General features: G+C 40.9%; 23 protein-coding genes and 1 pseudogene. 14 read left to right on the forward strand and 10 right to left on the reverse strand.

From position 1 onward, the window contains the following. Window positions 1–29: 29 nt before the first annotated feature. The gene (locus UYK_RS0117300) at window positions 30–890 is read left to right on the forward strand and encodes a 3'(2'),5'-bisphosphate nucleotidase CysQ family protein (RefSeq protein WP_016871840.1); all 861 of its coding nucleotides are present in this window, start codon (window positions 30–32) and stop codon (window positions 888–890) included. Between the two features lie 184 nt (window positions 891–1,074). Here UYK_RS0117300 and UYK_RS0117305 read toward each other — a convergent pair whose 3' ends face one another. Further along, window positions 1,075–2,037 carry a DUF4392 domain-containing protein gene (locus UYK_RS0117305; RefSeq protein WP_009459246.1) on the reverse strand — a complete coding sequence of 321 codons (963 nt, stop codon included), beginning with the start codon at window positions 2,035–2,037 and terminating at the stop codon, window positions 1,075–1,077. Then, complete coding sequence (locus UYK_RS0117310) at window positions 2,030–2,800, reverse strand: putative hydro-lyase (protein ID WP_016871841.1); 771 nt, start codon at window positions 2,798–2,800, stop codon at window positions 2,030–2,032. Before UYK_RS0117310 ends, UYK_RS0117305 begins: the two co-directional genes overlap by 8 nt. Window positions 2,801–2,950: 150 nt before the next feature. On the opposite strand from UYK_RS0117310, the gene UYK_RS0117315 reads away from it, so the two are divergent. From UYK_RS0117315 to rpsU, 3 genes are all read left to right on the forward strand, one after another. Continuing rightward, window positions 2,951–3,817 carry a substrate-binding domain-containing protein gene (locus UYK_RS0117315; RefSeq protein ID WP_009459248.1) on the forward strand — a complete coding sequence of 289 codons (867 nt, stop codon included), beginning with the start codon at window positions 2,951–2,953 and terminating at the stop codon, window positions 3,815–3,817. Between the two features lie 262 nt (window positions 3,818–4,079). Next, a complete protein-coding gene (locus tag UYK_RS0117320) occupies window positions 4,080–4,400 on the forward strand; it encodes an RNA recognition motif domain-containing protein (RefSeq protein WP_009459250.1) in 321 nt (106 codons plus the stop codon). Window positions 4,401–4,523: 123 nt separating this feature from the next. Then, window positions 4,524–4,718 carry a 30S ribosomal protein S21 gene (gene rpsU / locus UYK_RS0117325; RefSeq protein ID WP_009459252.1) on the forward strand — a complete coding sequence of 65 codons (195 nt, stop codon included), beginning with the start codon at window positions 4,524–4,526 and terminating at the stop codon, window positions 4,716–4,718. A gap of 73 nt (window positions 4,719–4,791) precedes the next feature. On the opposite strand, the pseudogene UYK_RS0117330 reads toward rpsU, so the two are convergent. Further along, a pseudogene (locus tag UYK_RS0117330) lies at window positions 4,792–5,076 on the reverse strand (hypothetical protein); the annotation flags it as partial. Between the two features lie 211 nt (window positions 5,077–5,287). On the opposite strand from UYK_RS0117330, the gene UYK_RS0117335 reads away from it, so the two are divergent. The 4 genes from UYK_RS0117335 to UYK_RS0117350 all read left to right on the forward strand — a co-directional run bounded on the left by UYK_RS0117335 (window position 5,288) and on the right by UYK_RS0117350 (window position 9,350). Further along, window positions 5,288–5,863, forward strand: a complete 576-nt coding sequence (locus UYK_RS0117335; RefSeq protein ID WP_009459256.1) for a GerMN domain-containing protein — start codon at window positions 5,288–5,290, stop codon at window positions 5,861–5,863. Between the two features lie 302 nt (window positions 5,864–6,165). Then, window positions 6,166–6,357, forward strand: coding sequence for a hypothetical protein (locus UYK_RS0117340; protein WP_009459257.1), 192 nt, complete (start codon window positions 6,166–6,168; stop codon window positions 6,355–6,357). Window positions 6,358–6,578: 221 nt separating this feature from the next. Continuing rightward, entirely contained in the window at window positions 6,579–7,247 is a 669-nt protein-coding gene (locus UYK_RS0117345; protein ID WP_016871844.1) for an S-layer homology domain-containing protein, read from the forward strand. A 516-nt stretch (window positions 7,248–7,763) separates the two neighbouring features. Continuing rightward, window positions 7,764–9,350: a B12-binding domain-containing radical SAM protein gene (locus tag UYK_RS0117350; protein WP_009459261.1), complete on the forward strand. Its 1,587-nt coding sequence runs from the start codon at window positions 7,764–7,766 to the stop codon at window positions 9,348–9,350. Window positions 9,351–9,837: 487 nt separating this feature from the next. On the opposite strand, the gene UYK_RS0117355 is transcribed toward UYK_RS0117350, so the two are convergent. Further along, entirely contained in the window at window positions 9,838–11,424 is a 1,587-nt protein-coding gene (locus tag UYK_RS0117355) for a HAMP domain-containing sensor histidine kinase (RefSeq protein WP_009459263.1), read from the reverse strand. Window positions 11,425–11,459: 35 nt separating this feature from the next. After that, complete coding sequence (locus UYK_RS0117360; protein ID WP_009459265.1) at window positions 11,460–11,906, reverse strand: sensor histidine kinase; 447 nt, start codon at window positions 11,904–11,906, stop codon at window positions 11,460–11,462. Between the two features lie 547 nt (window positions 11,907–12,453). Here UYK_RS0117360 and UYK_RS0117365 point away from each other — a divergent pair. The 6 genes from UYK_RS0117365 (at window position 12,454) to bluB (ending at window position 17,338) form a co-directional block, all read left to right on the forward strand. Beyond that, entirely contained in the window at window positions 12,454–12,663 is a 210-nt protein-coding gene (locus tag UYK_RS0117365) for a hypothetical protein (RefSeq protein ID WP_009459267.1), read from the forward strand. Window positions 12,664–12,860: 197 nt separating this feature from the next. Beyond that, the gene (locus tag UYK_RS0117370) at window positions 12,861–14,123 is read left to right on the forward strand and encodes a GNAT family N-acetyltransferase (protein WP_009459269.1); all 1,263 of its coding nucleotides are present in this window, start codon (window positions 12,861–12,863) and stop codon (window positions 14,121–14,123) included. A 4-nt stretch (window positions 14,124–14,127) separates the two neighbouring features. After that, the gene (gene ruvX, locus UYK_RS0117375; protein ID WP_009459270.1) at window positions 14,128–14,652 is read left to right on the forward strand and encodes a Holliday junction resolvase RuvX; all 525 of its coding nucleotides are present in this window, start codon (window positions 14,128–14,130) and stop codon (window positions 14,650–14,652) included. Between the two features lie 201 nt (window positions 14,653–14,853). After that, window positions 14,854–15,426, forward strand: a complete 573-nt coding sequence (locus UYK_RS0117380) for a DUF3727 domain-containing protein (RefSeq protein WP_009459282.1) — start codon at window positions 14,854–14,856, stop codon at window positions 15,424–15,426. Window positions 15,427–15,635: 209 nt separating this feature from the next. After that, window positions 15,636–16,181: a YqeG family HAD IIIA-type phosphatase gene (locus UYK_RS0117385; protein ID WP_009459285.1), complete on the forward strand. Its 546-nt coding sequence runs from the start codon at window positions 15,636–15,638 to the stop codon at window positions 16,179–16,181. Window positions 16,182–16,729: 548 nt separating this feature from the next. Then, window positions 16,730–17,338, forward strand: coding sequence for a 5,6-dimethylbenzimidazole synthase (bluB, locus tag UYK_RS0117390; protein ID WP_009459286.1), 609 nt, complete (start codon window positions 16,730–16,732; stop codon window positions 17,336–17,338). 217 nt (window positions 17,339–17,555) lie between these two features. Here bluB and UYK_RS0117395 read toward each other — a convergent pair whose 3' ends face one another. From UYK_RS0117395 to topA, 5 genes are all read right to left on the reverse strand, one after another. Next, on the reverse strand, window positions 17,556–20,072 hold the full coding sequence (locus UYK_RS0117395; protein WP_009459287.1) for an HD family phosphohydrolase: 2,517 nt from the start codon (window positions 20,070–20,072) through the stop codon (window positions 17,556–17,558). Window positions 20,073–20,372: 300 nt separating this feature from the next. Next, window positions 20,373–21,302 (reverse strand): ADP-ribosylglycohydrolase family protein, encoded by a 930-nt coding sequence (locus UYK_RS0117400; RefSeq protein WP_016871845.1) that lies wholly within the window; start codon window positions 21,300–21,302, stop codon window positions 20,373–20,375. Window positions 21,303–21,390: 88 nt separating this feature from the next. Continuing rightward, complete coding sequence (aroQ, locus tag UYK_RS0117405; RefSeq protein ID WP_009459290.1) at window positions 21,391–21,888, reverse strand: type II 3-dehydroquinate dehydratase; 498 nt, start codon at window positions 21,886–21,888, stop codon at window positions 21,391–21,393. Then, a complete protein-coding gene (locus UYK_RS26860; RefSeq protein ID WP_009459292.1) occupies window positions 21,866–22,003 on the reverse strand; it encodes a hypothetical protein in 138 nt (45 codons plus the stop codon). Before UYK_RS26860 ends, aroQ begins: the two co-directional genes overlap by 23 nt. Window positions 22,004–22,859: 856 nt before the next feature. Next, the gene (gene topA / locus UYK_RS0117420) at window positions 22,860–25,520 is read right to left on the reverse strand and encodes a type I DNA topoisomerase (protein WP_009459295.1); all 2,661 of its coding nucleotides are present in this window, start codon (window positions 25,518–25,520) and stop codon (window positions 22,860–22,862) included. Window positions 25,521–25,879: the final 359 nt, after the last annotated feature.

A 25,879-nucleotide genomic window follows, 5' to 3' on the forward strand; every position in this document is an offset into this window, starting at 1 on the left:
TCAAACTAGTAGAATACAGGACAAAATTAATGCCAGACTTACAAAACATACTCGAAATTACTCGTTCTGTTGGTTGGGGTGCAGCAGAGATACTGCGGTCTTATTACAATGGAACTCAAAAAAATCTCGATGTCCAGTATAAAGACAATGACCCTGTTACAGCTGCTGATTTAGCTGTCAATCACTTTATTTTGGAGAAATTGCAAGCAGCTTTGGGTCATGAAGACTTTGCCTACATTAGTGAAGAAACTTATAAAGAAGAACAAGCCAAGCATCCAAGTTGTCAATGGTCATGGATCATTGATCCCTTGGATGGTACACGGGATTTTATCGAAAAAACAGGTGAGTATGCCATTCACCTTGCCCTAGTACAGGAACATCGTCCAGTGTTAGCCGTGGTCGCAGTTCCTGAAGCAGATAAATTATATTATGCGACTAAAGGTGGTGGGGCATTTGTAGAAACTCGCGATCGCCAAACTACGCCTTTAAAAGTATCATCACGAGAACGCATCGAAGATTTAACCCTCGTTGTCAGTCGTTCCCACCGCAACGACAGACTCGAATATTTGCTGCAACATCTACCTTGCCAAAATCAAAAAGCTGTTGGCAGTGTCGGCTGTAAAATTTCTACTATTGTTGAACAACAAGCAGATATTTATATTTCTCTTTCTGGGAAATCTGCGCCTAAAGATTGGGATATGGCTGCGCCTGAATTAATCCTCACAGAAGCTGGTGGTCAATTCACCCACTTCGATGGCAGACCATTACAATACAACACCGGAGATATTAACCAGTGGGGTGGTTTATTAGCTAGTAACGGTCAATTTCATGAAATACTTTGTCGGGAAGGAGAAAAGATTTTAGCAGAGTGGGATAGAGTTAAGAGTTAAGGTAATGGGGAGGTGGGGTGTGGGGGTGTGAGGAGTGTGGGGGTGTGAGGAGTGTGGGGGGTGTGAGGAGTGTGGGGGGTGTGAGGAGTGTGGGGGGTGTGGGGAGTAAATATTAAACAACAACCAACAACTAACAACCAACAATCAATAACCAATCAACCACCAACAACCAACCAACAACCAACTAAATTAATTGAGTGGCTACTTTCATAATGTGGGCATGATATTTAAAAGGTAAATTATCAACAGAAAGACTTGGCACACCTTTAATCCCGTCAATTGCAGGGCCATGCTTGACAATTGATTCCAAAATATAAAACTCTGTTTCTGAATTTAAGCCAGAAAGAATTGCTAATTTCCAATCAGGACGCAGTAAAGATAAAGCTGTTAATAAACCAGTAGCCCCCCAATTAGAAACACCACATACTATTAAATAATCACAACTAACAATACAAGCAATTTTTTCGCCATGCCGAATATGTTGACGAATTATATCTTGAGGAATGTTGCCCATACCTAATTCATTTCCACCATCACCAATCCCCACTGTGATGATATTTTTAGATGCAAATAAAAGATGTAAAGGTGCAGTATAGGCTGTAATGTCTTGTCCTCGCATATTACGGACAATACCATCATGACTAGGACCTGGTCTTTCTATGGAAATCAGATGAGAAATAGGTGTTTCTAAAGATTCCCATAAGCTCAGGAGTGAAGAAACCGCTTGCTGATTTTTTGTTGTCTCTACTGGCACAATATCAAAGGGAATTTCGGCTGTTATTCCTGCTGCTTGCACTGCTACTTTGACTGTACGAAAGCAAAGAGAATCTGTAACAATTCTTACAGGAATTCCCGCCCTCAGCAAACCTGCCGCTAACAGCGCACAACCAATCGGACCATCGGTTTCCGGTGCAGGAGGATTACCGTAGGGTAAAAAAAAGCCTGTCATAATCGCCACATGAGGAGCAGGATGTTGGGCGATCGAACGAGCAGTTTTGAGTAGTCCTCCCCTTGTTGCTTCTACTAGGGGTTGAATTCCTCTGCCAACATCTTGCCCACAAATTAATTCTAGTTGAGTGATTTTGTCAATGATTTCTTGCCCTTTACCCTTTAGCCTTTCCCCGATTTTGACAGAAGGTTTATTCATCTTTAATATCCGTGATGAACATGTGTCCAGGAGCATGAGTAATCGCTATCTCTGGTTTCGCCTGAACTATTGCAGTTTGCGTTGTCACACCACAAGCCCAGAATACAGGAATTTCTCCTTCATGAATAGTAACTGGATCACCGAAATCAGGAGCATTGATATCTGCGATCGCGATCGCATTTGGATCACCCAGATGTACTGGCGCACCATGGGATTTGGGAAAACGACTGGTAATTTGTACAGCACGAATAGCGTCAAGGGGCGATAAAGGACGCATGGAAACCACTAAAGGCCCAGAAAAGACCCCAGCTGGCATACAATTCAAGCTTGTTTTATACATCGGTACATTTTTGTTTTCTTCGATATGTCTCACAGGGATTCCCTTATTCAGCAGCGCCCCTTCAAAGGAAAATGAACAACCAATCAAAAAGCCAACAAAATCATCACGCCACAATTGTTTGATATCCGTAACTTCTTCTACCAGTTCACCATAGCGAAACACATGGTAACGAGGTAAGTCTGACCTCAGATCAGCACCTGGTGCAACCATACGAGGTTCGGGATCGCCGACTTCAGTTACATCCAATAATGGACAAGGTTTGGGGTTGCGATGACAAAACAACATAAAATCAAAGGCAACAGACTCAGGCAAGACGACTAAATTAGCCTGTACATATCCAGATGCAACTCCTGGAGTTGGGGCTTGATATTTTCCCTGGCGACACAGTTGCCGAACTTCGCTAGCAGTTAGTAGTTTGTTCATCACTATCTTAGTGGCTGGGCTTTGTTTTTCAAAGAAAGTTAAGTAGTTGGAGATTCTTAAACTTAAAATACTAACCAGTAAAATTAGTTTGAATTTTCCTATGTTCTCAGATATGGTTGTAACTTTATTTGGTTGATAAAGGCAGATGATATGAAAACGAAAAGCTTATTTATATTTGCGATGGGGGCTGTAATTTTAGGACTTTTTAGCTGTGCTATTAATACTAATGCGACTAGATCCAATTCTGCCATAAACACTCAAGCAGAGCAAGAAATTAAAATTGCTGGTTCTAATAGTGTTTATCCAGCTTTGGAGGTGTTAGCTAGTGCTTACGAGGTGAAAAATCCCACTACCAAAGTTTCAATACTCACACCTTCTTCATCAAAAGCAGGTATTGCTGGAGTTAAAGATGAATTGTTAGACATTGGAACTCTCAGTCGAGAATTGCAGCAAGAGGAAAAAGCATACAAACTAGAATATTACTTACTTGCTAAAGATGGCTTTTTAGTTGCTACCCATCCCAGTGTTAAAAATATAATTAATGTGACTACTGAGCAACTGAAAGGAATATATAGTGGTAGTATCAAGAACTGGCAAGAATTAGGTGGGCCTGATGCTAAGATTGTTGTCTTAGATATACCAAAAGAAGTTGCTGAAAATTTATTGCGGAAATACTATCTTGGTCAAGACCTTAAAATCTCATCAGAAGCTGTTGTTCTGCGTAGAGAAAGTGAATTGATTGCAGCCATTCAAAATACACCTTATAGTATTGGTGCTTTTTCTTTAGCATATGCTATTTCTCACAAATTACCAGTGAACCACCTTAGCCTTAATGGTGTGGAACCTAGCCTTGAAAATATTAAAAATAATAAGTATCCAATGGTTATACCGATTGGAATTACTATTAAAAAAACACCAGCAAAGTCTGTAAAAGAATTTGTGAATTATGCCATGAGTCAAGCCGGGAAAGAAGAATTAGCCAAACATAACTTTGTTGTCTTTACACAGAAAAAGTAGGGCAGAAGCTAGCATTGATTATTGGTAGTTTTTGTCTGTTACGGGAAAGTATATCCGCTGTCGTAGGTTTTTGGTGAATCCGCTTGTATTATCTGTCTTTATAACCTTGAAGACACATTCATTTATTCAGCGATGTAGTCAAAGAATTTTTTTGCTATACTCCCAGTAACAGGATTTATTTTCGGTTGAGAATTTCGTTTTGATTTTCACAAGCGTCTCTCCGAATCTAACTCTCTACAGCAATTGATTTGGGAGATGCCCTATGTCTATTTACGTCGGTAACTTATCCTACCAGGTTAGAGAAGAAGACCTGAGGGAGGTTTTTGCTGAATATGGTACAGTTAAGAAAGTTCAGCTACCTACAGACCGTGATACTGGACGGGTACGTGGTTTTGCTTTTGTAGAAATGCAGTCAGACGAAGAAGAAGAGCGTGCTATTGAAGCGCTAGATGGTGCTGAATGGATGGGAAGAGATTTAAAAGTTAACAAAGCAAGACCTCGTCCCGAAAGAAACAGTCAAAGAAGTTACTCTTCTGGTGGCGGAAATTGGGGTAACAGTGGTCGCAATAATCGCCGTTACTAAATTTTTTATATAAAAAATTTTAAATCTTAGGTCTCCAGCAGATTTAATCAATAACTCAACTCTGCTGGAATATTTTTTCCTTTAGTTGATGCAAAGTATCCACCCATACCAGGAGTAATAAAAATGGCGCAAGTAGTATTAGGAGAAAACGAAGGGATTGAATCAGCCTTACGACGATTCAAGCGCCAAGTCTCCAGAGCTGGTATATTCCAAGATATGAGGAAAAAGCGTCACTTTGAGACTCCATTAGAAAAAGAAAAGCGTAAAGCCGTTGCTAGACACAAACAGCGCCGTAACAGCGGTTCTCGTTCCAGGTAAAATTTTTCAACTCTATATTCAGAAAAACCAAAAAGCCTGCTGATGCAGGCTTTTATTGGATAATAGGATTTTTTTAAGAAACAAATAAGCCAGAACTAGTCACTGCGAAAGCACCAGCAATCGCAGAAGCAACCAGGGAAGCAAAAGCAGTATTAAACAACCACCAAGCAGCATCCGCAACTGCTTTTCTTGTTTCTACTGCTTGCTTTTGAGTTTGTTGTTTGAGAGTAGCAAGACGTTTGTTAACTTCCTCTTGGATACGTTCGACACGCTGAAGCGCATCATCTCTTGCTGCTTCCATTCGATCAATTATCCTATTAGCTTGCTCTTGGGAAATATCCTCACAAGAGCTGAGGATATATAGATCCAATTCAATATTTCCTGTCCTCGTTGTGTGATTTACCACATAACCGTTTAGCTTCTTAGTGCCTTTGTGCCTTGGTGGTGAAAAAACACCAACCACTAAGACTCCAAGACACAAAGAATTTTCATCCTTTCTAAATGTTAAATTTCTACTGGTTTGCTGTCAGCAAAAGCGAATTGTAAAGGAAACTAGGGGCTAAAAGAAGATGAACAAAGTTAGCAAGACTAGCAAGAAATATATTGTCTCTGCCATATTTTTGACCATAGCTGCCAGTCTTAGCAGTTGTAGTTTTAACCCTACTTATGAAGGTAAATTTAATATCACAACATCACCAACGCCAAACAGTGAAACTCCTGCATTGACTACCCAATCACCAACTCAAAGTACGGCCAGGCTCAATGTTCAACCCAGGAGTGAATCACTTATCACAGATAAAACTGTGAATGTGATTTTATACACAAGTGATACACAATGTCAAGAACTAGTTCCGCAAACAATCACGGTAGCAGCACAACAACCCGTGACAGCTGCGGTGGGTAAAATTTTGGAACAACGGGATAACGGTGACTTTAGCTTTTCTGGATATCGAGTTAATATCAAAGACGGTGTTGCAACAGTAGATTTACGCCTAGATCCTAAGTCTCGACGGCAAATCACTTCCCTATCAAGTTGTGAACAGTTTGCTTTATTTGGTAGTCTCCGCAAAACTCTCACAAGTAATCCGCAATGGGGAATTAAAGATGTTCGCTTCACTGAACGAGGTGAACAGATAGTTTTATAGAAGAATTTGAGATTCACCATGCAACTACAATCGGCTGTGTCTAGGCAAAACTATGTGCCTTACCTTCCTGCCATGATCAAATTCTAGTTCTAGTTGGTAGCAATCACTATGGGAAACTCGGAGCCCCTGGTGGGGATTAGGGGCTGTGGGGAGATGGGGGGTGTATAGAAGAATCACTAACTACTAACCATCAACAACCAACCAACAATCAACATTGGATCGGTTTTCCTCCCATCACCTTTCCCCTAATTTGAAAATAATTTCGCCAGAATTTAAGTAGGCTTTGATTTGGAAAGGTAGTTATGTTTCCCTTTAATTTCTGGTATAACTCTTGCTACGATATGGAGCCTGTTTCTCGGAAAAATCGTTTGGAGCGCAAGCTAAGATTTCTCAAAGCAATGCGTGATGACCTAGAAACAAAGCTTGCTGGTTTAAATGGTGCGATCGCTAATCTTGAACAGCAAATCAATCAGGAAGATGCTACTCAAGTTTAACTAGGTTGATTGAAATCAATTTTATGTTGATAGAAATTTACTAAACTGTGTAACTATACGGGTGAAATATTGTGTTAAACAATACATAATCACCCGTTTTTTGATTTGACCCAAACCAAGAAAATTGATCATAAAATACTAAAAAAATGGTTTGTTTCCGGATCGGGATACAACAGAGTTGGTGTTATTTTTCAGTACTACAGTTTTTTAAATTTACATTTATGCGTCGATTTTTAAGTGTTCTTACCTTAGTGACATTAATACAATCCTTTCCAATTGTTGTTTCTGCCCAAGTTCAACCACAAGCCAAGCAATCATCCGATCCAATTCAGATGGTGTTAGCTGCGAACTGGATGACTAACTATCCAGATAACAAATTTTATCCAGAAAGGATAATCAGTCGAGCAGATTTAGCCTCCATCATGGTGAAAGCATTTCGACTAGATAAAAGACAAGCAACAAGCAAAGAAAATTTTGTAGTTCCAGATGTACCACCCTCTCATCCGGCTTATAAAGATATTCAAACTGTCTTAAAAACAGATATCATGAGAGGCTATCGGGGTAACTTATTTTTCCCCAACCAAAGAGTGACAAGAGCAGAAGCTTTAGCAATTTTTGCGCAAGCCTATGGTGTTTTTCAGTTTCCCGATGAGACAGTCAATGAAATTCTGGCTCCCCATCCAGATGCAGCATCCATTCCTCCTTGGGCCAGAAAAGCGATCGCTACAGTAGTAGCCGAAGCATTTGTCAATACAGACACTCAAGGAAATATTTACCCATTAAAACCCATGACTCGTGGCGATATGGCTTATGTATTAAGTAAATATCTCCAAAGACAAGGACAAGATGCAGAAATCCCAGATGCACCCCCTGCACCTCCTCAGCCTTAATTAGTAGGGTCGGTAATGGGTAATTGGTAATTGGTAATTGGTAATTAAGATATTGATGATTTTCCCATGCCCAATAGCCAATGCCCAAGCTTTGTATCATCAGCAATTAGTCGGACATGATATTACACATACGTCAATATGATTTAGCCAACAGTAGTTAGATTTTTTTTGCAAATCTAAGGTTGAAAACGCTGGATTTTTTATCTTTGCATCCTAGCTATGTTTATCCAAGATAACTTCTAAACCTAGTAAGTTGATCAATTGCAAACTGAGTTTGATTGCTAAACAAGAAGTTTTATTAGCTCAAATTAGGCAAATCTAAATTTCATACTCATCTGTTGCAAAATAAGTTAGGTGCAATGATGAGCAAAAATAGATATATAAGAAGTAAAAATTTATATGTTTCGAGAGAAAAATTAATAATGTTAAAATATAACAAATTTAGATACAGTAAATTACACTCTTTATTTAGTTAGCATAATTTAATAATCAAAGTGTGAGGAGGATTGAGACTTTATGCGAGTTTTACTAGTCTATCCGATATTTCCCAAAACCTTTTGGTCATACGAAAAGATATTAGCATTAGTAAATCGGAAAGTTTTGCTACCACCCTTGGGCTTGGTAACTGTAGCAGCAATTTTGCCTCAGGAATGGGAATTTAAATTAGTAGATCGTAACATTCGTCCTGTTACAGAAGCAGAATGGGCTTGGGCAGATTTAGTCATCTTCTCGGCGATGATTGTGCAAAAACAAGATTTGCTCGAACAAATTCGGGAAGCAAAAAAACGTGGTAAGTTAGTTGCTGTCGGTGGCCCTTATCCCACTTCTACACCTAGCGAACCAAAGGCAGCTGGTGCAGATTTTCTCATTCTGGATGAAGGAGAAATCACCCTACCGATGTTTGTTGAAGCAATTCAACGGGGAGAAACATCTGGTACTTTGCGCGCTACAGAAAAACCAGATGTCACCTCAACCCCCATACCCCGCTTTGATTTACTGGATTTTGATGCCTACGACATGATGTCAATTCAATTTTCGCGCGGTTGTCCCTTCCAGTGCGAATTTTGTGACATTATTGTTCTTTATGGTCGCAAACCTCGTACCAAAACTCCAGCCCAATTATTAGCAGAATTAGACTACCTCTATGAATTAGGTTGGCGGCGGGGTGTTTTCATGGTGGATGATAACTTTATTGGCAACAAACGCAATGTCAAGCTGTTGCTCAAAGAGTTAAAAGTTTGGATGCAGCAACATAATTATCCCTTCCGCTTTGACACCGAAGCATCCGTTGATTTAGCCCAAGATCCAGAATTGATGGAATTGATGGTTGATTGTGGTTTTGCGGCGGTGTTCTTGGGAATCGAAACACCAGATGAAGAAAGTCTACAACTAACGAAAAAATTTCAAAATACCCGCAGTTCCCTAGTTGAATCTGTGCAATCCATCATCAAAGCCGGGTTGCGGCCAATGGCTGGATTTATTATTGGTTTTGATGGTGAAAAAGCAGGTGCAGGCGATCGCATTGTCCGTTTTGCCGAACAAGCTGCAATTCCTTCCACCACCTTTGCCATGTTACAAGCGCTACCAGATACTGCTTTGTGGCATCGCCTCAAAAAAGAAGGACGATTACGGGAAAACAAAGACGGTAACATTAACCAAACCACTTTGATGAACTTTATTCCTACCCGTCCCCTGGAAGAAATTGCTAGAGAATATGTTGAGGCATTTTGTACTTTATATGACCCAGTGAAATATTTAGACCGCACCTATCGTTGTTTTATGATGATGGGTACACCAAAATGGAAAGCACCCTTCAAAATGCCAGAGTGGGTAGTTGTCAAAGCATTGTTGATTGTGATTTGGCGACAAGGAATCAAACGCGAAACCCGTTGGAAATTTTGGCATCACCTCTTTAGCATTATTAAGCATAACCCTAGTGTTGCCGAACATTACCTGGCTACCTGCGCCCACAACGAACATTTCCTAGAGTATCGCCAAATTGTTCGTGATCAAATTGAATCCCAATTGGCGGAATATCTCGCCCAAGGTGCAGAAAAGCCCTATGTACCAGAGAAGGAAAAAACAGAAGCGTTAGCTGGTTAAGTACGGAGTCTTTCTTCGCGAGCTTTGCATCTACCCTGCGGGAAGACGCTGACGCGTCTACGTGGTTCAAAAAGAAATCTTATTAACCACCAAGACGCTAAGACACCAAGTTATGGCGGTTTGCAATTAGGTGTGGGAAAAACGAACACCGATGCACGCTGATGTACACTGATGAAGGTGTGTTTTGTTTACGCTTTCTTTCTTAAAAATTTCTCTATTGTTTTGGAGGTAGATGAAGTGGTGCGATCGCTTGTTGGTGATTCTCTAGATTTGGGCGATCATGTTTAAAACGAGAAATTCCAAGGTTGAAACAAGAAAATTCAGGGTTGAAACGAAAAATTCCAAGTTTGAAACATGAAACTTCTAGGTTGAAACGAGAAATTCCAAGAATGAAATCAGAAACTTCGAGTTGAGAACTTGAAACTTTAAACAAGCTCCCCGACTTTTATCAAAAGTGGGATATCTGGGTGCGATCGCACTGATACACTTATGATTTTTGTACAAGCGGGAGTGTCACCGTAACAGTAGTTCCTTCGCCAAGTAAAGAATTGACTTCAATCTTACCCTGATGTTTTTGGATAATCTGATAGCAAATCCACAATCCTAATCCAGTACCTTTACCCACTTCTTTAGTTGTAAAGAAAGGGTCGAAAATTTTATCTTGGTTTTGTGGTTCAATTCCGCAACCATTATCTGTAATTCGTACATAAATGCGATTTCCTGCTGCTTTGTTTGTATGAATTAGTATTTGGGGATTGACTTTATTATCTTCCGATGACAAATTACTCAAAAATGACTCTTCTAAAGCATCAATTGCATTACTCAAGAGATTCAAAAATACTTGATTTAATTGTGCTGGGTAACACTCAATTAATGGTAGTGTTTCTTCGTATTCTTTAATTACTTGAATTCCTTCTTTTAAGCGATGATTGAGAATCAACAAAGTACTGTCAATTCCCTCGTGGATATTCACAGCTTTTTTCTCAGATTCGTCCAGTCGTGAGAAATTTCGTAAAGACAACACAATTTCCCTGATTCGCTGCGCTCCCATTTTCATTGAGGAGAAAATTTTGGGCAAATCTTCGCTGATATAATCTAGCTCGGTCTTTTCTAGACAAGTTTGAATCGCAGCAGTTGGTTGAGGATATTCTTTTTTGTATAAATGAAGTAATTCTAATAATTGTTCAATATATTCTTTGGCATAGCTAATATTGCCGTAGATAAAACTAATAGGATTATTTATTTCATGAGCAACTCCCGCTACCATATTACCCAGTGAAGACATTTTTTCGGTTTGAATTAACTGTGCTTGAGTTTGCTGAAGTTCTTGAATAGCATAGCTAAGTTGATCGTAAGCTAAATTTAATTCCTGATTTTTTTGTAAAAGTTGGTGAGTGCGTTCTTCAACTCGCTTTTCTAAAGTTGTACGAGCTTGTTCTAATTCTTGAGTGTATTCTGCAACTCGCCGAATTAAGCTATTAAGAGAAGTAGCTAAAATTCCCACTTCATCATTTCTTGTTACAGGAGCTTGCAAATCAAAATTCCCTTCCTGAGTAGCTTTTTGAGCAACTCTCGCCACAGTCAATAAAGGTCCAGAAATATTTCGCGCTATATTCTTACCCACCAAGGTACAAATCAAACACCCCACTAGGAAAAAACCCCACAATCTTAACCATAAATACTGTACTGTATGGTTAAGATCAGCAAGCGATTTTAGCAATACCACTGTTAAAGAGGTGTTGCTTAGTCCAGGTAGAAAAATACTTTTGGCTACATAGTGCTTATTTGTAAGTAAGATGCGCATTGGTGGAACAGAAGTAGGTGGTAACTGCCAATTTCTATGAGTGACTGATGTTAATGTAGAAACAACAACTGTTTTATCTTTGTTGAATACAATCAAGTACTCATCTTTGGCTGCTATTAGACTTTTGAGGAATTCGTTATTGATGAGAATACCAATTTCAACTGCACCAATCACTTCTTCTTCGTTAGACTTAATTGGAGCTGTACCTACTAAAACTAACTGTGTTTGTCCTCGTTGTTTTTCAACACTGACTACATCTAAAGGGTACATCCCACCCAATGCTTGAGAAATAGTTGTTCTATCTTCTAATCTCTCAGATCTAGCACTACTCCACCATTTTGATTGACAACCTTGATCAGGTCTAATCCCAAATTAGTCTTATGTGAAACTAATATTTTCAGCAGTGCTTGAGTATCTTTCTGTTGCAGTATGGTACGCACATCATTTCGTTCTGCTATTAGCTGCACCCAAGAACCCAAGTCTTGTTTTTCTGTTTGCAACTCTTGCAAAATCACCGCTGCGCCTGATGCAACAGAATTTTTGATCTGGTGTTCCATTCGGCTGGTAAACCAAAAAGCAAAGCTAATCACAGCTACCACCATAATGCTAAAGAATACCAGCATAAAGGGCATGATAATTCTTTGGCTTAAAGGTAGTTTTGAGTAACTAGCTTGCAACCTCACACCCCGTCCCACTATTTGCGGGTTAGATTGTTGCTCAGTACTTTGATTGAAAAAGCTGAAGAGTGGCATTTGAGTATTAGTATCATTCAGCACCAGAACAATTGGTAGCTAGAAGTTATAGAGCCGCAACTCCAACTCCCTAAATTGTTACTTGTTTATTTTGAGTAAATAAATTTTTGATTCCAAAATTAATTTTTATACTTAAATCAATTAAGCTTTAAATAATATTGTAAAAATGTCTTCGCTGTCAAACTTACGTTGAGAAAAGTAAGTTTTAACACCTCGCTATCATTGCACACCAACTTTATTGTGGGGTGGTGGGGTGATGGGGAGTGTGGGGAGTATGAGGGGTGTGGGGAGTATGAGGGGTGTGGGGAGTATGAGGGGTGTGAGGAGTATGAGGGGTGTGAGGGGTTAATAATAAATTAATTACTAACTAAATAACTGCTAACCACTAACAACCAACAACCAAGCATTTACTATAATTTACATAATCTTTGTAAAAACCGTTAAACTTCATTGCAAACCTAACAAGCCAGGTAAAATGACATGATAAGTTTTGATAGTGTGAATTCAGTAACTTAGGGATTAACAAACAAAGGAGAAAACAGTGGCGATGGAATCACAGTTCCTCAAGGGTACAAATGTAATCGTTGAAGAAGACTTTAGTGAATATGTTGCCCACCTCCAAATGCACATGGCTCTGCAAGCTCGTAATTTGGTTCCATCCCTGAAGCAAACACAGGTAGACAGCCGAGAGCAATTACTCCATCAAACCCAAGCTAATTTTGAAAAACTAATTTCTCGTTCTCGCCGAGCTATCTAGCTCATAATCTATACAAATCTTCAATAAAATTTAAATAAAATCAAAGCAGAACTTGTTGAGCCTAGGCTAATGTAGTCATCAACTAGTCTGCTTTTTAGTATTGAGTTGTGAAAATCACTCTTTTGGAGCAATAGAAAGGGGTGGAAAGCCGTTAATATTAATGCAGCAGTACCTCTGTTTCTGTTATTTAAGGCGCAATGGCGGCTCGAATGAAAATGAATTCATTACTTCAGAAAAATCTTAGCGTTGTGATCCGACCAATCCAATATCGAGATTTGGATAGTATTGGACGTCTAGCTCTAGATTCATTCGCAGCTAAAACCAGAAAAGGAGCCGATTTTGCTATGCGGCAAATGCAATGGCTGCGCCGCTGGTATGGATTGTTGAAATTTTTAAGTTGGTTTCCCAACCCATTACAGTACATTTTCTGTGGTTATGTAGCAGAACAGGGGCGATCGCTTTTAGGAATGATCCAAGTCTCGCCATTTAATCGTACGCGTAGCACTTGGCGCGTAGACCGTGTGATTCTAGAGCGTGCTGCCGATAAGCAAGGAATTGGCTCGCAGCTTTTGCGTTACTGCTTTGAGTCAATTTTAGAGGCTCGGACTTGGATATTAGAAGTAAACATCAACGATACAGAAGCACTGGCACTGTATCGACAAAACGGTTTTCAGCGTCTGGCTGAAATGACCTATTGGGAAATTAAACCAGAACTGCTAGCTGAATTGGCGCAGGTTAACCCAGACTTGCCTAATTTGCTGCCTATAAGTAACGCTGATGCTCAGCTGCTATATCAGCTAGATACAGCATCAATGCCGCCTTTGGTACGGCAGGTATTTGACCGCCAAACCGATGACTTTAAAACCAACTTATTTAGTGCCTTGGTTGATGCTGTCAAACAATGGGTGACTAAAACAGAAGTAGTAACTGGTTACGTGTTTGAACCCCAACGTAAAGCAGCGATCGGTTATTTTCAGATTATGCTAGACCGCAAAGGTGAAGAACCACATTGGGCGACGTTAACAGTCCACCCAGCATACACTTGGCTGTATCCAGAGTTGTTGACTCAACTTGCTCGTATTGCCCAGGATTTTCCTCAGCAACCATTGCAACTAGCTTCGGCAGACTATCAACCAGAAGGAGAAGAGTATTTAGAACAAATAGGAGCAAGTCGTATAGAACACACTCTAATTATGTCTCGCTCGGTGTGGCATAAAGTACGAGAATCTAAATTTGTCTCATTGGAAGGAATTCAGTTACCCGAAGTACTACAAGGTCTGCAACCAGCACGCAAACCCATACCAGGGGGAATGTCATGGTTACCACCACATCAGCAAACTTCTCCAGACAGACCAGCACAACCCAATCCATCAAAAGAAACTATTTCCTTTTCTTGCAAAAATTCTCACCTGGAACCATTTTGTCAGCCAGACTCAGCTGATGGACAACAGCAGGAGTAGTTGTGTGGATATTGAACAAGGACAAGGAAGTAATCTTTCTCCCCTGTCTCCTCCCTCTTGTGTGTCTTACCTTAACTCTAAATATGTTTCTGCTTTAGGGTTAGATGTCGGTCGTAAACGTATTGGTGTGGCGGGGTGCGATCGCTTAGGGTTAATAGCCACTGGCATTACGACTGTCGAGCGCACATCTTTTGGGCAAGTTGTGGAACAAATACAAAAACTAGTCAATGAAAGAGAAGTACAAGTTTTAGTCGTCGGTTTACCCTATTCCATGGACGGTTCTTTGGGGTTTCAAGCCAAACAAGTGCAAAAGTTTGCCACACGATTAGGCAAAGTTCTGAAGCTGCCTGTAGAGTATGTAGATGAGCGATTAACCTCTTTTCAAGCAGAGCAGTTGCTCATTGCTGAAAACCGCTCTCCATCACGCCATAAAGCTTTAATTGACCGTAAGGCAGCAGCTTTAATTTTGCAGCAATGGTTAGATACACGGCGAGCTGGCTTACAATCTACAGAATTATCTGCTGAGTAAGCATACCTTGTCGCATGATATTCTGAAATCTGTTAGCCAGCAAAGGTAGGAAACAATTGAAGGTTAAAGAGAAACAGGGAACGGAAAAAGGGTAATTAGGATATCGCTCATTTTTTCAACCCCTAATCCCTAATCCCTAATCCCTAATCCCCTTTCCCCCTCTATCAAGTAGCTGGTAGTCATACAGTTTATATCTCGGCTATGTCTTTTTCTTATTTTTCGGACGAACACGATCGCGAATCTGCTGGCACCATCACTTTGAGCGATGACAAAGGGCGATCGCTCGAATGTTACATTGAGCATTCACTAGAAGTAAATGGGCAAGGATACTTTTTGCTTCTTCCTGTTGACTCACCTGTAGAAATCTTTGCGTGGCAAGGTGAGGAAGAAGAAGAAGAGGCTGTTCTCGTAGAAGATGATGCCACGATCGAACAAATTTTTGGCACTGCCCAAGCTGTACTATCGGAGCAAAATCTAGTCCTCAAAAATACAGCTTATGCTTTAACTGTTGCAGGTGAACTACCGCCAGTTGAAGAATCAGAATTGTTCACTTTAGAAATCGAAGACGAACAATCAGATTTGGAACCAGAGCAATTACAATTGCTAGCTAGCTTTTACCATGAAGAGCAGGAGTATGCAATTTATACCCCTCTTGATCCACTGCTGTTTTTTGCACGGATATCTAAAACTGGTAAACCTGAATTGCTTTCGCCAGAAGAATTCCGTCAAGTGCAACCGCTCTTAGAAGAGCATTTGTTTAATGGAGTTGAATAAAATTAAAAATTCAAAACAAAAACGGCAATATTTAGTCTCTACATGAGGAATTTTTAATTATTATTAACTATGGGCATAAGCATTTGACAGTCTTTTTGCCAAATGTTTTAGCTATTGCATAGATTTCTGAGAAATTATGTCTATAGTCCAGTGTCCATAGTCAAGAGTTATTTACTAGTGACCATTGACCATTGACTTCTGCCTAAACTATGCGCTGGAACAACCTCCTACAGCCTGATTTAATTTTGGAAGGTTCAGTGTTGAATCTCACACCTGGTATTATCCAACAATATGGGCTGAAGGGGCTGGTGTTGGATGTAGATGAAACATTAGTACCAATTAGAGTAGTATCGGCTTCAGCAGAACTACGAAATTGGGTTCAGGAAATCCGTCAGGTAGCAACTCTGTATCTTGTAAGCAATAATTTAAGTGAAGCCCGCATCGGTAATATTGCTCAGTCATTGGATTTACCTTACTACTTGGGCGCTGCTAAACCCTCACGACGTAAGATCAGAGCAGCACTCAATGCCATGAGTTTGCCCGCGGAACAAGTCGCAATGGTGGGCGATCGCTTATTTACCGATGTGTTAGCTGGTAATCGACTGGGAATGTTTACGATTTTGGTTGAACCAATAGTCCATCCTGATGTTGCTTTGCGCTCCCACCCACTCCGTAACTTTGAAGTTTGGATATCTGAAATTATGGGAGCCTCCATCAGCCCAGCAAAACGCCGATTTACAAAGCTTCACAAATAGTCAGGAAAGTAAATCTAAAGAAAAAATTAAAAAATCTTTGTTTACTACAAAAATAGGGGATCATTTACCTATAGATAACATTGGGGTCAGCAAAATAAAGACCCTAAATATAACAAGTAAGCTAAAAACTGATAAAGTGTCAGCTCCTGTTTACATGAGTTGGCACTTTATGCTATTTAACAGTGATTAATAGATTTCTAAACATAACAATAAACGTGTTTGAGACGCAGATCTCAAATATTCAAAAAACCGCCTGCAATTTAAACCGCAGTCTCATAGCTTTCTGCTGTTTGATTTATTTGACTCGTCTTCAGACGACTTTAGCTATGAAGCTCAGGATTTAAACCCTCAGCCGTATATTGAAAAAAATAGGGATGCTCCCGTTTGAGATTCGTTGCATATCTTGGGCATGATTACAAGATTTACCAAATGATTATTTGGCTATATGCTTAGTAATATGCTCAAGTTGTTAGATTTGTAAAAGTACAACTAGACAACTAACTCGGTTAAGCTATTGTTGATGAGTATTTAGGGGAAAGTAGAGCTTTATGGAGTTGGAACAGTGTTTGAAGCTGAGGCGTGATACACGGCATTTCCTAAAAGACGATGTCCCTGAAACTGTATTGAAAAAAGCGCTAACTGCTGCTCACTGCGCTCCCTCAGTTGGTTTGAGTGAACCTTGGCGATTTGTGGTAGTCCGTAATCAACAGACTAAGGCAATACTCAAGCAATCTTTTTTGAAAATCAGGGCAAAAGCAGAAGCAAATCTGGCAAATGAGCAAGACAAGCTCAAGCTTCATAAAAGTCTGAAGCTAGAAGCGATTGAAGATGCTCCGATCGGTTTAGCAGTATTTTGCGAGTACCCTAAAGAAAACTACACAATAGGCACTGTTTGGACTGATGAAACGTTGAAATGGAGCTGTGTGTGCGCGATCCAAAATCTTTGGCTGTCCCTAACAGAGCAAGGATACAGTGCGGGTTGGGTTTCCATTCTCGATTATGACCAACTCAAACAAGTACTTAGTGTTCCTGATGATTGGGAACCACTAGGTTATCTTTGTATAGGAAAACCTGCTACCGACTATGATGGACAACCAATGCTGGAACAAGTTGGTTGGAAACAACGTTGTTCAGAGCCTGTGGTGATTTACAGATAATCAGTTATCAGTTAATATCAAGTCTATTGCCTATTGCCTAGTATCGGTTATTGGGCATCGGGCATAGGAAAATGAATAGTTAGTATCTTTATTACCCATTACCCACTACCAATTACCAGCCCACGCGACAATAAAATTATGGCGTTGCTGAATTTGGTCATGAATTGTGTTTGTCTACATTTTGTAGAGACGTAGCAATGCTACGTTTCTACACACCTTAATTCCCGGCCTTTAACTTGGGATATGCAATACGTTTGTGATGAAATTGTTGCCAAACTTCTACAAAAATTTCGGCAATTCTGCTCATCTCTTCTCGTGTTAGTCCTGAGTCTACTAATTGGTTGTCTTGCCATCTGGCACGGAGAATATTGTTAACCATCACCAAAGCTTGTTCACAACTAGCATCTTTGAGCGATCGCAATGCTGCTTCGCAGGAATCGGCTAACATCACAATTCCTGTTTCCCGTGATTGGGGAATCGGCCCATCGTAGCGAAAGTCTGCTTCATCTACTGTCAAATTGGGATCTTCTTTAGCGATCTGTTGAGCTTGGTGATAGAAGTAAGCAATTTGCATTGTACCTTGATGCTCTGGAATAAAAGCTTGAATAGAAGAAGGCAAACTGTGTTTTTTTGCCATCACTAACCCTTCGCTGACATGCTTTTTAATGATGTCGGCACTATGCCAAGGGTCTTTGATTTCTGTATCATGCTTATTTGGCCCCCCCATTTGATTTTCAATAAAGGCTTGAGGGTCGTGCATTTTGCCAATATCGTGATATAATGTACCAGCTCTCACTAATTCAATATTGCATCCTAATTCTTTGGCAGCAGCCTCAGCCAGAGTAGCGACAAATAGCGTATGCTGAAAAGTCCCAGGGGCAACTGTTGCCAGTTTTTTTAATAAAGGACGGTTGGGATTTGCCAATTCTGCCAAGCGAATCGGAGTAACTAAATCAAATAATTTTTCTAAATAAGGGCTTAACCCCAAGGCTACAATACTCCAAGCTAAAGCAGATAAAGCAAAAATCCCTGCTTCTTTGAGGACAACGTAAAAATAGGGGCCAAATGCTGCACCCAAAAAGATTTGAATGATTAGGTAAACACCACCTTCAGTTAAAGCGATCGCTACACTTAATAGTGCTAATTCCTCGCGCGATCGCAATCTATGGGCCATACAACTGCCTAATATTCCCCCAGCTGCACCTGCCAACAGGGAAATTTTGCTGATTTCTAGGCTCATACCTAATAATGCTACCAGCAGCCCTACCACTGTCACACCCGCGGTTGCTCCGTAAAAGCTACCCAGCAATAAACCCACGCCACTCCAGGTAGTATAAGGCGTACCCATCGTCACTACCAAAGGGGTACTCAAAGTCAGCAATAATACTAACAGGCGATCGCTGTGTCGCCATCGATACTTAATACTCCGTTCAACAAAAGTAAAAATTCCTATAGAAAAGCTGACAGTTCCAGCCAAATACATTAATCCCAACCAGTTAATTTCTCGGCGTAGCAGGTGGTAGTGTTCCAATACATCTAAATGCCAAGATGTAATGCGATCGCCCTTGCGGACAACTATCTCACCTTGCTCCACAGCCACGATTACAGGCTTAACTTCTGCTGCTGCTATTGCTGCTTGTATTTTGGTTTGTTCTTCATCTTGCTTAAGATTCGGTTCCAAAACCTCCAACAGCAGTTTCTTAGCAAAAGATTCTGTTGGTTGTGGTACTAATTTATGCACATGCAAATTGACTGCATTTTGTAAAACACTGGGGGGTAGTCCTTGAGGAATACCTTGAGCTAAAATCCGCTCAGCACTCAGTTGTACCCCTATTTGGGTTTTTGCCCAGTCTTCATCAGAGAAATTCAGGAAAGAAGTAGTTTCATAAGCAGTTTGGGGGTTTTCACTCAGCAGTTGTGACAACTTGACGGTGGCTTGGGTATAGCCTTGGCGTGCTTGAGCAACTTTACTCAATAGTGAAACCAAGTTTTGCGTAGAAGTCTTGAGGCGATAAGCTTCTAATTCTGCCATTGCTTGGGCAAATTCTGCACTTTGGAACGAATCATTGGGTTTTACTTCTGGAGTGGAGGAAACGCTGAGCAAGGAAGTCTCTGACTTCGATGAAGAGGATATAGGGATACCCAAACGCGATGGTACGGAAACATTCTCCGTATCTCCAACTCTTTGCTTATTTGCGTTTTGATTTTGTTCTCTAGTTTTAATGAAAATGCTTCTCAGGTTTTGAGTTAACACTCCTGATTTTTGCTGATTGTTATGTTCGAGAGCTACCAACAAGTCTTCCCATTCTGAGTCAGCACAGGAGCGCAGATAACCCTGACTAGAAACTGACAAGACAAAAGTATCAAAAAAAGGAAAAGAACCGGCAGCAGATCGAATTTCATTACCCTGAGCTAGAAGTGTTTGTAAATTTTTCTTGATTTTTTTATTAATATTTTCATCAACCATTAACACAGGCACAAATTTTTTGCTGACATTTCTGCGCTGTGCTTCTGTTTTTTTTGTATCCTCGATTAAGCTACTATAGGGCGCTCTAATTGTTTCTGGTGCGGTGGTTCCTATTTTCAACTGAGGCTGGTTGTAGAAATTTTGCCCAATGATTCCAGTCAGAGACACTACTGCAATTACGAAAACAACAGGAGAAGGTTTTCCAGGTAAACTACCACTAGTTACCTTTGGTTTTGGCGCTCTTTGTTTTTTATCTTTGCCTTTCACAGTTGGTTTCGATAAATGTAAACGGCGTAGGGCTTTGGTAAAGTTGCTTCCAGTGAATAAATCGCTTAAGTCAAAGATGAAAAAATGGCTGCGCTTTCATTGTCTATGATCGCAGTTTTTTGCTTGATTGCTTTGAGTCAAAACACTTGAAGCCTGCTTGCCACAATTGCTACCTACAGAACCCGATTGAATTTTAATGTTTTCCCAAACTATAGTATATTTTTTTACTAAAATTTAATTTATTGTAATAGAAAATTTCTATGTTTTATACTTTGTATCATTAGTAAGGTAGAAGTGAGATTAACGTAGCCGGATTACGCGGGGAGCTGCGATCGCCTCTAGAGGCACATCGCTCAGAGTTATCGGCCATTCTGCTCTCACTTCGCCTTGATGCAAAGTAGAATCATACACTCCTGACCAGGTAGCCACAAGTGTGTCTGCTAATTTTAGCATCTCAGAGAAATCCTTTGGTTGCCATTGTGCCCTCCTATTGTTGATCAGTAAAAACCGCCAACTTACAGGAATGCCTGCTGTAGCGTTATAGGCTCCTGATAAAGCAGCAGTAATTGTACTGATATAAATCGAACGCGAGGTAAATTGAGTAGCCCGTAAAACTGAAAGGCGAAAGTCTTCTAAACTACTAACAAAGCAATAAAAAGCAATTGCTAAGGCATGATTCAGCTTTTCTTCTGTACACAATTCAGCTTGCGTTATTTCTAACCCCGCCTGTTTTTCTAACAAATTGTGTAATTTCAATAAAGTTTGTGGCACAGATGTGGTTGTTTCTCCCAAAAAGCTAATTATTTGGGGGATGAGAGTAGCAGGAGTAAGTTTTTCTGTTAGAGACTGGGCGATCGCATAGCCTACTGCTAGCGCCCAATCCTCTACAGCTTGGTTATTTTGCCAAAATTTAACTACATCTAGCAAGTTTTGTCGCAGTTTGATAGGATGTTCATGGAAAAACAATGCTACTGGTAGTGTAGCTAAAATTACTTGTAACGAAGTGTCTGGATGATTCTCTAAAATAATTCCTGATTGTTGCTGACGCCTACTCCAGTCGCCTAAGTCAAATCTACCCAGTTCGATTAAACTTTCTGCACTCAGAATTGCGATTTTTTGCCAATAGCTAGATGCCAACTTTTGCCCTTGTCCGCCTTGAAAGGCCAAATTTTCCCCAATTAAAGCCCCTAATATGGTTCCTCTAGTACGGCTGACAAGAGAATAATGCATAATTTAATAGGACATGGGGATCGGTAATCGGAGATTGGGGAAGTGTGAAAAGTGGGCATTTGGCATTGGTACTAACCACTAACTAATCTTATATATTTTTTCTTAAATAAAACGTTAACGCTTGTAATCCTAAAATATAACTTTGTGCGCCAAAACCGCTGATTTGGCCAATGGCAATGGGGGCTATGTAGGAGTGATGACGGAACTCTTCTCGCTTGTAAATGTTACTTAGATGTACCTCTACTGTGGGTAAATTTACAGCAGCGATCGCATCTCGCAATGCTATACTGGTGTGGGTGTAAGCCCCAGCATTAATTAAGATGCCTTGGTGTTTTCCCAAGGCATCATGAATTGCATCTACCAATACCCCTTCATGATTTGACTGCATGGTGAATACTTCCACTGCCAGTTTTTGTGCTTCTGTTTCTAACTGGCGGTTGATTTCGACCAGAGTCAGGGAGCCATAAATACCAGGCTCTCGCTGTCCTAGCAGATTCAGGTTTGGCCCATGCAGCACCAGAACGCTTAAGGGATCTAATTTTAACTCCTGCACTTTTGCTCTCTTAGCGACGGCGCGAGCGATCATCTACAGGAATTGGAATTAGCTCCGGTTCTGGCTCAGCTTCTGGCCCTAAAAGGGCTTCAATCAGCTTGCGTGCCAATTCCTTAAGCTTTTCTAGCACCTTTTCAATATAGTCCATTGGACTGACCGCTCCTGAAATACTAACTCGATTTTTCGGTTATCAGCTACGGAGAAACTAGCTTTTTTGCACTCTGGCTTTTGATCGGCTAACTTTTGTTCCCGTATTTCGGGTTTGAGCCATTTCTTAAAATTATAGTGTTATTTTCTCCCTTATTTTTTAGATTATCACATCCCTTACCTAGACGACTCATCTTACTAAAGATAGCTTTTTGAAAAAAGGGACTAGGGATTAGAGAATAATAGCGTCTCATTGTCAGTCTAATAAATTTGGCGACTAGACTCAGGAGGAAAAGGAAGATAAGGGAAGCGACTGTGGTAGACTCTTTACCCGCCATAAAGCACCTGGCGTAAAAGATTTTTTATCAGTAAGTATTATGAAAACAAAGTAAGAATAAAAAGGGGAAAAAACTTTATTTTTGGCAAAAAAAACATAATTTTGTCATCCAGACTATTTTGTAAGTAAGTACTTACTATATAATTTTTTTCAATAGATTTATGATTACCGATAATTATTCGTATGAGCGCACGATGGGTAACGCCAGTTGCTCATGGATAGAACCCCCTTAGCTGTGAGCTACCTCATCTACAAACTTTTTACAAAATCCAAAATCATTTAAGTTTATGGAAGTTTTGTTTATATTATTGATAGCAATAGTCATTAGGGGCGAAGCATTTGATAAGTAATAAATATTTTCACTCAGTTAATAAAATATTACCTAAAAGCTTCGCCCATACATATAGATAGCCAATAGTCAGACTGTGGACTATGCCCTATTCGCAGTTATCAGTTAGCAGTTTCATTGCTAGCGAAACACCATGGGTTTGATAACTGTTCACTGATTTAACTGTTGTCTTTAGCTAGTTTTTTTGGCAGCAGTCGTTGATGATTTGGCTTTCGTTGATTTGCTACGCGAACTATTTGTAGATTTAGTGGTTTTGCGAGTGGATTTACCGCTTGATGTTTTGCTTGCTAGCAACTCCAATGCTGTATCCAGCGCTATATTTTCTGGTGATGTACCTTCTGGAAGACTGACATTGGTTTTGCCGTGCTTGATGTAAGGCCCGTATGGTCCATCATAGATGTTTACAGGTTCTCCATCCTCTGGGTGAGTTCCCAATTCCCGTAAAGCCGCTTTAGATTTACTACTTGTACTGCGTCCTTTTTTTGGTTCAGACAATAATTCTAATGCACGTTCCAAGGAAATTGTCAATACATCGTCACCTGCTTTGAGGGAACGATAGTCTTTGCCCTCCTTGGCGTTATGGACGATATAGGGGCCAAAGCGTCCCAAATTAGCTTGAATGGTTGCGCCTGTTTCTGGATGGGTGCCTAGTGTCCGGGGTAGGGATAAAAGACCAACAGCCATGTCTAAGGTGACATCTTCTGGCTTGACACCCTTAGGTAGAGAAGCTTGTTTCGGTTTAGGATTTTCATCAGATTTGTCACCCAATTGCACGTAAGGGCCGTAGGGACCTATGAGTACGTAAATTGGTTCGCCTGTTTCGGGGTGACGTCCTACCTCGTCCGGGCCAGAGGTTTTTTGCCTGAGCAAGGTTTCTACCTTTTGGGGATCGAGGTCAGCAGGAGTCAAATCTCGAGGAATCGATGCTGTAACGACACCATCACCATTTTCAACTTCAATGTAGGGGCCAAATTTACCGATGCGGATTTTGGCGTTTAAGTTTTCTAGTTCTACAGTTCTAGCTTGGTTGGCATCAATCTGGTCTTCTTTTTGTTTGACCAGGGTTTCTAGACCATTATCTCCTAGATAAAATTGCCGCAAATATGGTAGCCACTCAGCTTCACCAGCAGCGATATCATCGAGAGTTTGCTCCATTTTGGAGGTAAAACTGGGATCAACGACATCGTGGAAGTATTTTTCGAGCAGTTCAGTGACAGCAAAAGCAGTGAAACTGGGAATGAGGGCATTATTAGTCAGTTGGGCGTAACCTTTGTCAATAATTGTGCCAATAATGCTGGCGTAGGTACTAGGACGTCCAATACCTTCACTTTCTAAGGTTTTTACTAAAGTAGCTTCAGTATACCTGGCTGGGGGTTGAGTTTCGTGCTTGACTGTTTCTAAGTCTTGACAGTCTGGGTGGTCCCCGACTTTGAGATCAGGCAAAATGATTTCTTGGTCTTCTAGTGCAGCTTCGGGATCGTCAGATCCTTCGACATACGCCCTTAGGTAGCCAGGAAAATCGATGCGTTTGCCAGAAGAACGGAAACCAGCGTCTTCCACTTGCAGTTGCACGGTGATTTGGGTTTGGCGAGAGTCAGCCATTTGACAGGCGACGGTACGCTTCCAAATTAAATCGTAGAGTTTGAGTTCGCGATCGCTCAAGCCTGTTTCTTGGGGAGTACGGAAGCTGCTACCCGCCGGACGAATCGCTTCGTGAGCTTCTTGTGCGCCTTTAGATTTGGTGGTGTACTGTCGGGGTTGGGGGCTAAGGTACTGCTTACCGTAAAGCTGTTCTACACAGCTACGGGCTGCTGCTATGGCCTGTTCCGACAAATGCACCGAGTCTGTACGCATGTAGGTAATATATCCCTGTTCATACAAACTTTGGGCAATCCGCATTGTATCCCGTGCTGAAAGCCGCAATTTGCGGTTAGCTTCCTGTTGCAGGGTGGAAGTAGTAAACGGCGGTGCTGGTTTGCGCGTTACTGGACGTTCTTCAATATCCGTAACTTTCCAGGTCTTATCACTTAGGCGTTGTTTGAGGGCTTCTGCTTCGGCTTGATTGAGCAGCACGACTTTGCGATCAGCGATTATCTTCCCTGTGGAAGGGTCAAAATCGCTGCCAGTTGCTAGTCTAGTTCCTGCTAAGGTGACAAGTACAGCAGTAAAGGACTGCTCTTTGCTTTTTCCAGTTTGTGGTGGGGTCAAAGTAGCTTTCAAATCCCAGTAGGTCGCTTGTTTGAAAGCACGGCGTTCCCGTTCTCGGTTCACCAGCAACCGCACTGCTACCGACTGTACACGACCCGCAGATAATCCCCAAGCGATTTTTTTCCACAGCAGAGGAGACAGGGTATAACCCACAAGTCGATCCAAAATTCGCCGTGTTTCTTGGGCGCGAACTAATTGCTCGTCGATACTGCGGCAGTTTTGCAGAGCTTTTTTGATGGCTTCTTGAGTAATTTCGTGAAACACCATCCGCTTAGTTGGTACTTTGGGCTTGAGCAACTGGTACAAATGCCAACTAATGCTTTCACCTTCTCGGTCTTCGTCTGTTGCCAAAATCAGTTCGGAAGCGTCTTTGAGAGCTTCTTTTAGCTGAGTGACAACTTTCTTTTTGTCCTTGGGAACGACATACAGTGGTTCAAAGTCGGCGTCTACATTTACCCCAAGCTGCGCCCATTTTTCCCCTTTGACATTGGCGGGAATTTCGCTAGCCGACTGGGGTAGGTCACGCACATGACCCATAGATGCTTCTACCCGATAGTTTTTTGGCAGGTAGTTGCGAATGGTACGAGCTTTGGTCGGAGATTCGACGATGACAAGAGTTGACATGGAAATTTCAAAAAAAGAATAGCTGCTAAGCTAAACAGTCACTAAACAGTCAAATTGAAATAATTGGCAGGTAAATGTCAAGATTATTAGTCACTAGAGGTATGTGATTTCATCCTCACACAAACTACTCGCAAAGTAATCCCCTTAAATTCCAGCGTTAGGCATTTGCCATATCCGCAGGTAGTATTTCCCAAAGGGTGGGGTAGAACTGCGAATTTCCAGTTATTTCAATCTTTAACTTATCTGAGGCATAATTGGCGACTATTATTTGAAAAATTGCACTTTTTAGGCATTGGGTCGGTAGTAGGGGTCTTCTTAGCTTGAAGCCCGCAGTGTGCGTCTATACGCACGTCTCCCGT

The sequence above is a fragment of the Fischerella thermalis PCC 7521 genome, assembly GCF_000317225.1.
GTDB classification, from domain to species: Bacteria; Cyanobacteriota; Cyanobacteriia; order Cyanobacteriales; family Nostocaceae; genus Fischerella; species Fischerella thermalis.

Coding starts and splice junctions, on each gene's coding strand:
- UYK_RS0117300 (WP_016871840.1), top strand. CDS start 30: ATGCCAGACTTACAAAACATACTCGAAATTACTCGTTCTGTTGGTTGG.
- UYK_RS0117305 (WP_009459246.1), bottom strand. CDS start 2,037: ATGAATAAACCTTCTGTCAAAATCGGGGAAAGGCTAAAGGGTAAAGGG.
- UYK_RS0117310 (WP_016871841.1), bottom strand. CDS start 2,800: ATGAACAAACTACTAACTGCTAGCGAAGTTCGGCAACTGTGTCGCCAG.
- UYK_RS0117315 (WP_009459248.1), top strand. CDS start 2,951: ATGAAAACGAAAAGCTTATTTATATTTGCGATGGGGGCTGTAATTTTA.
- UYK_RS0117320 (WP_009459250.1), top strand. CDS start 4,080: ATGTCTATTTACGTCGGTAACTTATCCTACCAGGTTAGAGAAGAAGAC.
- rpsU (WP_009459252.1), top strand. CDS start 4,524: ATGGCGCAAGTAGTATTAGGAGAAAACGAAGGGATTGAATCAGCCTTA.
- UYK_RS0117335 (WP_009459256.1), top strand. CDS start 5,288: ATGAACAAAGTTAGCAAGACTAGCAAGAAATATATTGTCTCTGCCATA.
- UYK_RS0117340 (WP_009459257.1), top strand. CDS start 6,166: ATGTTTCCCTTTAATTTCTGGTATAACTCTTGCTACGATATGGAGCCT.
- UYK_RS0117345 (WP_016871844.1), top strand. CDS start 6,579: ATGCGTCGATTTTTAAGTGTTCTTACCTTAGTGACATTAATACAATCC.
- UYK_RS0117350 (WP_009459261.1), top strand. CDS start 7,764: ATGCGAGTTTTACTAGTCTATCCGATATTTCCCAAAACCTTTTGGTCA.
- UYK_RS0117355 (WP_009459263.1), bottom strand. CDS start 11,424: ATGTACCCTTTAGATGTAGTCAGTGTTGAAAAACAACGAGGACAAACA.
- UYK_RS0117360 (WP_009459265.1), bottom strand. CDS start 11,906: ATGCCACTCTTCAGCTTTTTCAATCAAAGTACTGAGCAACAATCTAAC.
- UYK_RS0117365 (WP_009459267.1), top strand. CDS start 12,454: ATGGAATCACAGTTCCTCAAGGGTACAAATGTAATCGTTGAAGAAGAC.
- UYK_RS0117370 (WP_009459269.1), top strand. CDS start 12,861: ATGGCGGCTCGAATGAAAATGAATTCATTACTTCAGAAAAATCTTAGC.
- UYK_RS0117380 (WP_009459282.1), top strand. CDS start 14,854: ATGTCTTTTTCTTATTTTTCGGACGAACACGATCGCGAATCTGCTGGC.
- UYK_RS0117385 (WP_009459285.1), top strand. CDS start 15,636: ATGCGCTGGAACAACCTCCTACAGCCTGATTTAATTTTGGAAGGTTCA.
- bluB (WP_009459286.1), top strand. CDS start 16,730: ATGGAGTTGGAACAGTGTTTGAAGCTGAGGCGTGATACACGGCATTTC.
- UYK_RS0117400 (WP_016871845.1), bottom strand. CDS start 21,302: ATGCATTATTCTCTTGTCAGCCGTACTAGAGGAACCATATTAGGGGCT.
- aroQ (WP_009459290.1), bottom strand. CDS start 21,888: ATGATCGCTCGCGCCGTCGCTAAGAGAGCAAAAGTGCAGGAGTTAAAA.
- UYK_RS26860 (WP_009459292.1), bottom strand. CDS start 22,003: ATGGACTATATTGAAAAGGTGCTAGAAAAGCTTAAGGAATTGGCACGC.
- topA (WP_009459295.1), bottom strand. CDS start 25,520: ATGTCAACTCTTGTCATCGTCGAATCTCCGACCAAAGCTCGTACCATT.